Below are 12116 nucleotides of genomic sequence, written 5' to 3' on the forward strand. Positions count from 1 at the left end.
GCAAAAGTCTCGCGATGACATCTGATACGATAAGGTGTGATCGGCGAAGAGTGGAAAAAAACTATCGAGTCGCGTTGCGGCGGCGTCGGCAAGGACGCGATCGAAGAGTTTTTCCGCCGGATGGACGATGACTATTTCGCGCGCTTTTCCGCCGATGCCATCTCCGGCCACATCCGGATGTCGGCGCAGCTCACCGCCAGAGAGCCGGTTCAGGTTGAAATCGCTCATCGACAGGAGACGCCCGGCGAATTCGATATCGTGGTCGCCGGGTTCGACTATTTGTCGGAGTTTTCAATCTTGTGCGGCCTGTTGTCGGCATTTGGCCTGGATATCGAGGCCGGAGACATCTACTCGTTCAGAAAAGACGCCACTGGAAGACAGCGCAAGATCGTCGACGTCTTTCATGTTCGTGCCGGTCCGAACCTGCCGTTCAACGAAGCGCGCCGCCAGCAGTTTATCGACGGTCTTAAAGGATTCGCGCGTCTCCTCGCGACAGGAGATCTTCAAGAACCGAGAGAACGGCTCAATCGATTTCTGGTCGAGAGCATTGAAAGAATGGACGAGCCGTTGAGCGGATTGCTTTCGCCCATCGACATCGAGTTCGACAACCGCACATCCGATGATTGGACGGTGATGAAAACGCGGTCGAAGGATGCCTTCGCCCTGCTTTATGCTGTCTCAAATGCGCTAGCGATGCGGGGCATTTACATCCATAAGGCAAATATCCGGGGGAGCGAGAGCGGGGTTTACGATCACTTCTTCATTGCCGACCGATGGGGTAAAAAGATCGAAAATAGTCACGACCAGGAACGGCTGAAGATCGGGATTGCCATGATCAAGGAATTCACCGGCTTCCTGCCTGCGGCGCCGGATCCGCCGAAAGCGCTGCGTCACTTTGACCAGTTTATCGACAAACTCGCGGAGGCCCATTTCCCCGATCATGTCGTTTCGTTTCTGGCGAAGAAGGATGGAATGAATGTGCTGGCGCACCTGCTCGGCTCGAGCGATTACCTGTGGGACGACTTCCTTGGAATCCGGTTCAGCGATCTTGTTCCCATACTCGAAGATCTCGAACACACGCCGCTCGATCCGGACTTGGCCGCCCTGCGCCGGAGCCTTGAACAAGCTTCGACTCTGGAAGAAAAACGATCCTGCCTGAACCGCTTCAAGGACTCCGAGCTCTTTCGAATCGACGCGAAACATCTGCTCGATTCCGCTGTCACTCTCATTCCGTTTTCTCAAGCCGTGACGGACCTGGCCGAAGGAGTGCTTAGGGAGGCCGCCCGCATTTGTTATGGGGAACCGGGAGACCCTCATGGTCCGTTTGCTATTTGCGGCCTGGGCAAATTCGGCGGGCGCGAGATGGGTTACGCATCGGATCTGGAGCTTATCCTGGTACACGAATCCGAGGCGGCGACTCCATTCTTCGAACGGTTCGCGAGACGATTGACGGAGTTCATCGAAACCCGGAAAACGGGCATTTTTCACATCGATTTGCGGCTGCGTCCCTACGGGGATGCCGGCCTGTGGTCGATTCCGTTCAATGAGTTTGCGAACTATTACAGTGCCGGCGGTGACGCGGCCCCGTTTGAAAGGCAGGCTTTGATCAAGCTGCGGTGTATAGCCGGTGATGCCGGATTCAGCCGCCGTGTCGAAGCTCATCGCGACAACTTCAGCTATAGCGGCGCTCCCTGGGATTCCGAAAACGCCCTTCATCTCCGGCGCCGGCAGATGCGGGAGCTCGTCAAGCCTGGAGAAGTCAACGTCAAATACAGCGCGGGCGGGATTGTCGATATCGAATATGCCGTTCAATATCTTCAGCTGCAGTACGGCAGGGAATATCCGTCGTTACGTGTAACCAATACGCTCGACGCCTTGCATCGGCTGAGAGAAGCGGGAATTTTGCGCGAAGACGAGTACCTGCCGCTCCATTCCGCATATCTGTTTTTAAGGAACGTTATCGATGCTCTGCGGATCGTCCGCGGCAATGCGAGCGATCTGGTGCTGCCCGCGGAAGACTCTGAGGAATTCAAGGCGCTGTCGCGGCGATTGGGCTATCGCAAGAAGGATCGCAGCAGAAACGCCGCGATGCTCGCCGCCGGCCTCCAGTCGCAGATGAAAACAGTGCACCTTCAATTTCTGGCGCGTTATGACAGATGATTTTCATCCAGGCCAGCGCTGGATCAGCGATAGCGAGCCGGAACTCGGTCTCGGTGTGATCGTCGAGGTGGCCCATCGCAGGGTCACCGTCGCATTCATGGACGCCGGAGTCCAGCGTCAATACGCGCGCGCAAACGCGCCGCTCCGGCGGGTCCGTTTCAAGCCGGGCGACACCATCCGCGACCGCAACGATAAAGCGCTTGTGGTGGAATCCGTCCTCGAACACGGCGGCTTGATTGTTTATCGCCACGGAGCGCGCGAGGTGACGGAGCAGGACTTGAATGACTCCATCAGTTTCGACAAGCCGGAAGAGCGCGCGGCTCTCGGGCAGTTCGATCCGCCCGGGGTTTTCCAGCTGCGCGCCTCGGCCCTGCAGCACCAGCATGACATCCGCAAGTCGAAGGTTCGCGGCTTCGCCGGCGGCAGAATCGACCTGATACCGCATCAGCTCTACATCGCCTCGGAAGTCGCGTCCCGCCTCGCGCCGCGCGTCTTGCTGGCCGATGAAGTCGGGCTGGGAAAAACGATTGAAGCCTGCCTGATTCTTCATCGTCTGATTCTTACGGCTCGCGTACAGCGGGTACTGGTTCTGGTTCCGGAATCGCTCGTCCACCAGTGGTTCATCGAGCTGTTGCGGCGCTTCAATTTGTGGTTCCATATTTTTGATGAGGCCAGATGCAAAGACATCGAGAAGGCGGATCCGGGAGCCAATCCGTTTCTCGATGACCAGCTGATCCTTTGCAGCATCAACCTGCTCACCGGCGACGAGAGCCGCGGCGCCCAGGCCATCGACGCGGGTTGGGATGTCCTTGTTGTCGATGAGGCGCATCACCTGTCGTGGTCGCCCGATCACGCCGCTGCGGACTATCTATTCATCGAGACATTGAGCCGGAAGACGCCCGGTCTTCTGTTATTGACCGCAACCCCCGAACAGCTAGGGATTGCCAGTCACTTCGGCCGCATGCGCCTGCTCGATCCGGACCGATTTCATGATCTGGATGCCTTTATAAAGGAGACCGGAACTTACCGCGAAGTTGCGCGTGAGGCGGATCAGTTGAAGGACGCCGCAAGTCTGAACGCGCTTCTCGACCGGCATGGCACCGGCCGTGTCAGTTTCCGGAACACTCGTTCGACGATTACAGGTTTTCCCGCGCGGAGACCGCACCTGATTCCGCTGACGGCCGGCTCTTCGAAACATGAACGGCTGGATTGGCTGGCGGCTCTGGTCCGCGGACTGGATCCAGACAAAATCCTTCTGATCTGCCGGACGCCTGCGATGGTTACCGCGATTGAAACGGCGCTGCGGGAACGCGTAAAGAACCTCAGGGCCGCCGTCTTTCATGAAGGCCTTTCCCTTATACAGCGTGACCGGAACGCCGCCTGGTTCGCGGATAAACACGGCGCGACGATATTGCTGTGTTCGGAGATCGGCAGCGAAGGCCGCAATTTTCAGTTTGCTCATCATCTGGTTCTCTATGACCTGCCGCTCGATCCGGAACTTCTCGAACAGCGCATCGGCCGCCTGGACCGCATCGGACAGAAACATCCGATCGATATCCATGTTCCGTTTGTGACGGGCAGCGGGCAGGAAGTCCTGGCGCGCTGGTATCACGAAGGATTGAATGCCTTCACCGAGAATCTACAGGGCGGCCCCGAATTGCTCGAGACCTTCGGCGCGCGTGTCTACGATCTCACGCACAAATTTCACAAAGGCGGAGCGAAAGCGCGGGCCGCACTCGACGGCCTGATCCAGGAGACGCGGACGGCGTACCGGGAAATTGCGGCCCGGCTGCGCGAAGGCCGCGATCGGCTGCTGGAATTGAACTCTTTCCGTCCGAAAGAAGCGGAGCGCCTGATTGAAGAAATCCACCGTGAGGACGAGGACCGGTCCATCGATCGTTTCATGCTGGCCGTATTCGATCAATACTCCATCGATGTCGAAGAGCTCGCGCCGCGAACCTACAAGCTGGGTTCAGCGGGTGTCTTTGCAGACTCATTCCCCGGACTGCCTGCGGAAGGGCTGACGGTGACGGCCGATCGTCAGCGCGCTCTGGTACGCGAAGACCTGCAGTTCCTGACGTGGGATCATCCTCTTGTAACGGGGGCGCTGGATCTTCTGCTGGGTTCAGAGAAGGGAAACAGTTCTTTCGTTGCGTCGGATGAGCCGAAGTCGCTGGAGGCTGTTTATGTCCTGGAGTGTATTGCGCCTCCTCAGTTGCATATTGATCGATTTCTCCCGCCGACACCGATTCGAGTTGTTGTGCAGGGCGGCGAAATTGAAAAAGCGGAATCGATGGCGTCGGCTCAAGTGCCCCCGATCGTCGAAGCAGCCCGCCGGCAGATGAATAAACAATTATCGTACGAGATCGAACGGCTTGAAGCGTTGAGGAAGGTGAACCCCAGTGTGCGCGCCGAAGAGATTCACTTGTTGCAGGAACAGCGACGAATGCTGGACGAAAACCTGAACGGCGCCCGACTGCGGCTGGACGCGCTGCAACTGAAAGGGAATTAGCCACAAACGTAAGGCTAATTCCCTTTCAGATTACAGGCTGTAATACATATCGAACTCGACCGGATGCGTCGTCATGCGGAAGCGCGTGACTTCTTCCATCTTCAGTTCCATATATGCATCGAGCATGTCGTCGCTGAAGACGCCGCCCTTGGTGAGGAAGGCGCGATCTTTGTCGAGCGCGGTCAATGCTTCGTCGAGCGAAGCGCACGGATGCGGAATGTCCTTCGCTTCTTCGGGAGCAAGATCGTACAGGTTCTTGTCCATCGGATCGCCGGGATTGATCTTGTTCTGAATGCCATCCAGGCCGGCCATCATCATCGCCGTGAAGGCGAGATATGGATTTGCCGTCGGATCCGGGAAGCGGACCTCGATGCGGCGGGCCTTCGGGCTGTTCACCAGCGGTACGCGCACTGCGGCGGAACGATTGCGCGCGGAATATGCAAGGTTGATCGGCGCTTCGAATCCGGGCACCAGCCGTTTGTAGGAGTTGGTGCTGGGGTTGGTGATCGCGTTCAGCGCTTTGGCGTGCTTGATGATTCCACCGATGTAGTGGATCGCAAGTTCCGACAGTCCGGCATAACCTTCACCCGAGAACAGGTTCTGCTCGCCTTTCCAGATCGACTGGTGGACGTGCATACCGGAGCCGTTATCGCCGACGATCGGCTTGGGCATAAAGGTTGCGGTCTTGCCGTAGCGTGCGGCGACGTTGTGAACGACATATTTCAGGCGCTGCATCCAGTCCGCGCGCTGGACGAGCGGGGCGAACTTTGTGCCGATTTCGTTCTGGCCCGCCGTCGCGACTTCGTGGTGATGAACTTCAACGACCACGCCGACCTGTTCCAGCGTTGTGCACATGGCCGACCGGATGTTCTGGAGCGAGTCGACGGGAGGAACAGGGAAGTATCCGCCTTTAATTGCAGGGCGGTGGCCCTTGTTGCCGCCATCAAAGGATTCGCCGGTGGACCATGCCGCTTCTGTCGAGAAGATCTTGCTGCGGGAACCGGACATGTCGACGGACCACTCGACCGCGTCAAAAATGAAAAATTCGGGCTCGGGGCCGAAATAAGCGACATCGCCAAGACCGGTGGATTTCAGATAGGCTTCACCACGCTTCGCGATGGATCGCGGATCACGATCGTAGCCCTTCATGTCGGAGGGTTCGATAGTATCGCAGGTGATGGCCAGGGTGGTCTGATCCAGGAATGGATCCATGAAAGACGATGTCGGGTCGGGCATCAGCAGCATGTCCGATGCTTGAATGCCCTTCCATCCGGCGATCGAGGAACCGTCGAAAAAGTGACCGGATTCGAACTTATCGGGTCCGAACGATTTCACGGGCACGCTCACATGTTGTTCCTTGCCGCGTGTATCGGTAAAGCGGAGGTCGACGAACTTGACCTCCTTGTCTTTGATCAATTGGAATACTTCTTTTGGAGTCATAATCCTTTCCTCGTCGCATTTAAAATTTTGTTTATTGAGTCCGATAAACAAAAAAAGCCTTCGACCTCAAAAGAAGATCGAAGACCTCGTTGTCCTCTCCCGTCACGGCATCGTGTCGAGACCCTGATTTATAACCCAAAACCGCTTGTCAGTTCAACATCTCTTGGTTGAATCCGCGGACAATTTTACCCGATGGAGACGTGGGGAATCGCATGTTACAATTAGGAATTCGGTCTTGCAGCGAGGTTCTGTCCAGCGTGCATCGCCCCGGAATCAGGGCCCGCTGATTCCCCAATCTGTTTATATTTAATTGATGAATTTTGAAGCAATATCACTCTGGCTCCGGCACGCGTTGCTGCCGTACGGAGGCTTTGGGCTCATGGCCCTGGCCATGTGCGACTCGTCGTTCTTCTCTCTGCCGGAAATCAACGACGTTCTATTGATGACGTTTGCCATCAACGAACCGCACAGCATGGTGAAGTTCGCGCTCCTGACCATCTTAGGGTCCACCATCGGCTGCGCGCTCTTGTACTCCGTGGGGCGAAAGGGCGGCGAAAAGTTTCTCAGAAAGAGCTTTGCCGACGAGCGCCTGGCAAAGGCGCAGGGGTGGTATCAACGCCATGGAATACTGGCTATCATTATTCCGTCGCTGTTGCCTCCGCCGATGCCATTCAAATTCTTTGTCTTGTCCGCGGGCACTTTTGGTATTTCGTGGCCCAGATTCATAACCGGCGTCGTGATTGGCCGCAGTATTCGATACTTTTCGGAAGGGATCCTGGCAGTGATGTACGGACCGGCCGCCATTCAGTTCGTCCAAAGAAATTACGGCAAACTTGGATTGGCTGCCGCCGCGTTCACCATTCTCAGCGTCGTTGTGTTCTTTGCACTTGCACGCCGCCGGGTCCCGAGCGTTGAAGCGTGAAGACTATCGGTTCAAAGTTTCGGTTTTTGATCGCCATTGTTTTGCTGGTTCAGGCAGGTTGTCTCTCCCGTAAGGTCGTCATACCGCAGGATCAACGGCTGCTTCCGGCGAAATCAGCCACTAAAGAAGAGCTTTATCAGGGGCTGATCGAGCGGAGCAAACAAATCCAGACATTGAAGGGGACCATGACGCTGGACGTTTCCGGAGGAGGTTCGCAAAGCGGCGTTCTCACCGAGTACCGCCAGACCAGCGGTTACCTGTTCGTGGAACGCCCTAAGAACATTCGCATCAAAGTCCTGGCGCCGCTGGTTTTGTCGACGATTGCCGATATCGTCGGGAATGGACGGGAGTACCGGGCCTCCATTCCTCTTAAGAATCAGTGGATCGAGGGCGACGTCAATGTGCACGTCAACTCGAAGAGCCCGATCGCCAACCTCCGGCCGCAACACTTTCTGGACGGACTCTTTGTCGACATCACGCCTTACGTTAATAAGCCATTCATAAAATACTCATTCAATGAGCAAACGGAGAACCGTCACAGCTACTACGTTTTTACCTTTACGGATTTTTCGGGCGACGGCGCTGAAGCGCACACGCTCGAAAAACTCTGGATCGACCGAAGCGTCGACATGGAAGTCTCACGAAAGCAGATATTCGGCGCTGACGGTAAGATCGAAACCGACGTCGAATACTCCAATTATGAGAAGGAAGGGGAGGTCCGTTTTCCGCAAACGGTCGTCATTATGCGGCCGGTTGAGGATTACACCCTGAAGCTGACGTTCCAGAAGACGACGGTCAACGACAAGCTGCCGGATAACACCTTCGACTTGCAGCGTCCCGAGGGCTCGGAAGTCGTTCAACTGGCACAGTAGTTCTTGCGGCACAACACTATGAAAAAAGAGATGATCTTCGCGGGACTTACCGCACGGCCGGTGCGGACAACGGTGACGATCCTGGCGGTCGCGCTCGAAGTGATCCTGATCCTCGTGATTATCGGTTTGACGACGGGAATCACCGACGAAACCGCCAAACGGACCGAAGGCGTCGGTGCGGAACTGCTCGTGCAGCCATCAGGCGCCGGCGTCATTCTTGCGTTATCGGAGAACTCGATGTCGATCAAGCTGGCCGATAAACTTCGAGAATTTCAGGGCGTCAAAGCGGTTGCACCCGTGATGATCAAGTTCAATACCGAGGGTGGCATTGAGGTCTTCTACGGTATCGACTCCAGTTTCACCCAGGTGACCGGCGGCTTTCACTTTCATGATGGGACCATTTTCAAAGCACCCTACGAAGTCGTCGTCGATGACCTCTGGGCGGCATCGAAGGCGGCGAAAGTCGGTGATACGGTGGACATGCTGAATCACCCATTCAAAATCGCTGGAATCGTAGAGCACGGCCAGGGGGCTCGCGTTTTCATGTCCATGCAGGATCTGAGCGATCGCACCGGTCAGACGCCGAAGGCCGGCGCGTTTTTCGTGAAATTAAATGACCCGGCCCAGATAAAGACGGTCAAGGCGGAGATTGAAAAGGTTTTTGAGAACTATACGATTCGTGACGTCAAGGACTATGAAACGCTGATGACGTCGGCCAATATTCCCGGTTTGGGCGCCTTTATCAACGCCGTTGTGATCATCGCCTTATGTGTCGGGATCATGGTCATTTTCCTGTCGATGTATACCACGATCACCGAACGGACCAGGGAGATCGGAATTCTAAGGTCCATGGGCGCGTCGAAAGCGTTTATTGTCGGTATGATCTTCCAGGAAACCACCGTCGTCTGCATTCTGGGGGTCGTGGTGGGAACGATAGCCAGCTCCGTGATTACTCGAGTACTTTCGGCCATCTTTCCCACATTGATCATCGAGATTACGAATGAGTGGCGGTTTAATGCCGCAGCCTTTGCCATTCTCAGCGGCATCATCGGTTCCTTCTATCCGTCCGTGAAAGCGGCCGGTCAGGACCCGGTTGAAGCGCTCGCTTACGAGTAGGGTTTGTGATACAAGTTTGGTTAACGCAGGTCCTTATAAATGAAAACTTTACTGGAAACAATCGAGCTTCGAAAGACCTATAAAGTCGGCAAGGTCGACGTTGAAGCGTTGCGGGGCGTCAGTCTGCGGGTCCGCGAGGGCGAACTGACCGCCATCATGGGGCCGTCCGGTTGCGGAAAATCGTCGCTGATGCACGTCCTGGGCGCCATGACCAAGCCGACCGCCGGTAAAGTGCTCATCGAAGGCAAGGACATCGCCGGCATGACCGACAACGATCTCACCCGCATTCGCCGCGAGAAGATCGGTTTCGTCTTTCAAAAATTCAACCTGCTGCCGACCTTAACGGCTCGCGGAAATATCGGCATTTCGCGGCATATCCGGGGCTCCGGCCCCGAGCACGATGCGCATGTGACCGAGATCCTGCAGTTGCTCATGATTGAAGACAAGCTGGGCCGCCGCCCCGCCGAATTGTCGGGCGGCGAGCAGCAGCGCGTTGCGATTGCCCGGGCGCTGGCGTCGAAACCATCGATTTTACTGGCCGATGAGCCGACCGGCAGCCTCGATACCAAGAACTCCGAGATCGTTCTGAACATGTTCCGGGAGCTGAACCGGAGGTTCAGGCAGACCATCATTCTCGTTACTCATAATCCCGAACTTGTAACCTACACGGATCGTCTGATCGAAATGCGCGACGGCGTCATCGTCAGCGACAACGATCCGCTCCCTTTTGACACCAACAGCGAACTGGCAGGGCCGGCTCGCCGTGTATGAAACGATTTCTACTTTGGTCGTTTGAACGAGGATCTATCCAGTACGACGTGATCTGCGTCGTGATCCTCGCCTTCATTTTTATTACGCCTCAAACCTTCTTCGACGACCGCCCCGACTGGATGCGGATCCGTGCCCAGGTCATACGCCAGGCCCGAGATGACGATGGAAACCCGGTCTGGGTTGTTCCCAAAGTTAAAACAGAGCAGGCCGCCGTCGACCGGCTGAAACTGTCGTTGGGCCAGGCTGTGACGGTATCCCGCGCCCAGCCCGTCTATGATCCCTATGGAATGCTCGTCCAGTACGCCATCTGGGTAGCGAGGTGAATTCAATGCGACCAAAAGTCCTCAGCCTCCTGTGCATTTTGTGGCTGCTACCTGTTCTCAACGCGGAGACCACTCTGGATCAGGTCTTCGCAAAAATGGACGACACGGCCAAGAGCTTCCACTCGATTGAATGCAGCCTGGAGCAAACTAAGATCACAGTCCTTGTCGATGACAAAGACGTCAAATCCGGAAAGCTCTACTACTCCCGAGCCGGTAAAGAGCCACGACTTAAGGTCGAGATCTCCAAACCTGGCGAGCAGAAGCTGCTGATCGATAAAGGCAAGTTTCAGTTGTATACGCCGTCGATCAAACAGCTCCAGGAGGGGTCTCTTGGTAGCCACGCCAGTGCTGTCGACCAACTGATGGCGGTTGGATTCGGCCAGTCGAGTTCGGATTTGAAGAAGAATTTCAAGGTCACTATGGCCGGTGAAGAAGTGATCGATGGCAAGAAAACGGCGATCCTGGATTTAGCGCCAAACGCTCCAATGGCCGTTGTCAAAACCCTGCGTATGTGGATCGATGAACAAAAGGGAATCGCGCTCCAGGTCAAGGTGACCGAAAGCGGCGGCGACTACACGATCTACAAGTACACCAACATCAAAGTAAACAGCACACTGCCCGACGATGCATTCGAACTCAAAATGCCGAAGGACGTCCACGTCAACAAGCTGTGACGGATTGCCGAGGTTCTTAAGAGATCCCTGGTGGTCCTCTTGGCATTGTCCGCGGCTTCGCGATATTTTAGTCGCGATTTGAGAGACTAAATGCCTGCCTCCAGAAAGCCCAAACTCTTCATTTATAAAAGCGGTTCTGCGGTCCCGAATTTGCTGTGCCTACGGCGTGACGGTGGGTTTCGGCGAGAGTATGATGAAAGCATGTCTACTGACGTCATCACGAAAAAGCTTTTTACTGTAGACGAGTTCCAGCGCATGCAAGAAGCGGGAATTCTGGAAGAAGACCGTCGTTACGAGCTCATCCGAGGAGAAATCCTGGAATTACCTCGTCCCGGTCCGCCGCATGCCGGCCGCGTGAAACGTCTGAACCGGCTCTTCACGAGCAAGCTTGGGGAGGCCGCGATCGTCAGTGTTCAGGATCCGGTGGTCCTGGAGCGGTATTCGGCGCCAATTCCCGATCTCGCATTGTTGCGGCCTAAAAGGGATTTTTATGCGGAACGGCATCCACGACCTGAAGACATATTGCTGGTCGTGGAGGTTGCCGACTCCTCACTGAAATGGGATAGTACCGTGAAAGCGGAGCTCTACGCCGAAACCGGAATCTCCGAATACTGGCTGCTCGACATTCACGGCGATGCGCTCATTGTTCATTCAGGTCTCAAGAACGGCATTTACGAAAGCGTCATCGCACGGCATCGTGGTGAGGCGATCTCTGCACAACTACTGCCCGCATTCTTGTTCACCATTGATGAAATCCTCGGAGACTGATCAATATATTTGCGAAGCCCCTGTCGAAGTGCTAATCATCACGTTTGGCTGCGTGGTTCAGAGAGTCGATGTCCTTTTCGTGGCCGGCAAACAGCTTTGGAGGCTAACAATTTATCAACCAGTTAGGTTCTTAGCCGGGGAGGATCGCCACCGATACCGTGAACTGCCACAGTTTAAGGTTCCTGCACGTCAGTTCAGGGTCGGCCGGGGATCGAGGGAAATGCCGAGCTCGGGCGGGCGGAAACACGACCTTATATATATGTGTATCCCAGCGTCTGGCGATTGAACGCGATCTCCTGGAATCCGGCGCGTCCGCTTATAAAACATCGCGTCTGCTTACAAAACACCGCGTCCGCGGTAAGGCAGAAGAAAAAGCTCTCTGGCTTACGGCTCGCGGTAAGGCAGAGAAGAAAAAACTCTCTGGCTTACCGGCCGCGGTAAGGCAGAGAAGAAAAAAGTCTCTGGCTTACCGCTCGCGGTAAGGCAGAGAAGAAAAAAGTCTCTGGCTTACCGGCCGCGGTAAGGCAGAGAAGAAAAAAGTCTCTGGCTTACCGGCCG

At 55.7% G+C, this 12116-nt stretch carries 10 protein-coding genes; 9 read left to right on the plus strand and 1 reads right to left on the minus strand.

Annotated elements, in window-relative coordinates:
* The first annotated feature begins 36 nt into the window (after window positions 1-36).
* Together VGK48_23430 and VGK48_23435 are read left to right on the plus strand one after the other, a co-directional pair.
* Window positions 37-2160 (plus strand): hypothetical protein, encoded by a 2124-nt coding sequence (locus tag VGK48_23430; GenBank protein ID HEY2384138.1) that lies wholly within the window; start codon window positions 37-39, stop codon window positions 2158-2160.
* Window positions 2150-4672, plus strand: a complete 2523-nt coding sequence (locus VGK48_23435) for a helicase-related protein (protein HEY2384139.1) — start codon at window positions 2150-2152, stop codon at window positions 4670-4672. Before VGK48_23430 ends, VGK48_23435 begins: the two co-directional genes overlap by 11 nt.
* Window positions 4673-4702: 30 nt before the next feature.
* Here VGK48_23435 and glnA read toward each other — a convergent pair whose 3' ends face one another.
* Window positions 4703-6112 (minus strand): type I glutamate--ammonia ligase, encoded by a 1410-nt coding sequence (gene glnA, locus VGK48_23440; protein ID HEY2384140.1) that lies wholly within the window; start codon window positions 6110-6112, stop codon window positions 4703-4705.
* Window positions 6113-6425: 313 nt separating this feature from the next.
* Between glnA and VGK48_23445 the strand changes: the two genes are divergently transcribed.
* The 7 genes from VGK48_23445 (at window position 6426) to VGK48_23475 (ending at window position 11558) form a co-directional block, all read left to right on the plus strand.
* Entirely contained in the window at window positions 6426-7034 is a 609-nt protein-coding gene (locus VGK48_23445; protein HEY2384141.1) for a VTT domain-containing protein, read from the plus strand.
* Window positions 7031-7906, plus strand: a complete 876-nt coding sequence (locus VGK48_23450; GenBank protein HEY2384142.1) for a DUF4292 domain-containing protein — start codon at window positions 7031-7033, stop codon at window positions 7904-7906. Before VGK48_23445 ends, VGK48_23450 begins: the two co-directional genes overlap by 4 nt.
* Window positions 7907-7924: 18 nt before the next feature.
* Window positions 7925-9022, plus strand: coding sequence for an ABC transporter permease (locus tag VGK48_23455; protein HEY2384143.1), 1098 nt, complete (start codon window positions 7925-7927; stop codon window positions 9020-9022).
* Between the two features lie 39 nt (window positions 9023-9061).
* The gene (locus VGK48_23460) at window positions 9062-9793 is read left to right on the plus strand and encodes an ABC transporter ATP-binding protein (protein ID HEY2384144.1); all 732 of its coding nucleotides are present in this window, start codon (window positions 9062-9064) and stop codon (window positions 9791-9793) included.
* A complete protein-coding gene (locus tag VGK48_23465) occupies window positions 9790-10116 on the plus strand; it encodes a hypothetical protein (protein ID HEY2384145.1) in 327 nt (108 codons plus the stop codon). Before VGK48_23460 ends, VGK48_23465 begins: the two co-directional genes overlap by 4 nt.
* Before the next feature lie 5 nt (window positions 10117-10121).
* On the plus strand, window positions 10122-10790 hold the full coding sequence (locus tag VGK48_23470; protein HEY2384146.1) for an outer membrane lipoprotein carrier protein LolA: 669 nt from the start codon (window positions 10122-10124) through the stop codon (window positions 10788-10790).
* Window positions 10791-10991: 201 nt separating this feature from the next.
* The gene (locus VGK48_23475; GenBank protein HEY2384147.1) at window positions 10992-11558 is read left to right on the plus strand and encodes a Uma2 family endonuclease; all 567 of its coding nucleotides are present in this window, start codon (window positions 10992-10994) and stop codon (window positions 11556-11558) included.
* Window positions 11559-12116 lie beyond the last annotated feature (558 nt).

The sequence above is a fragment of the Terriglobia bacterium genome, from assembly GCA_036496425.1.
Taxonomy (GTDB): domain Bacteria; phylum Acidobacteriota; class Terriglobia; order 20CM-2-55-15; family 20CM-2-55-15; genus 20CM-2-55-15.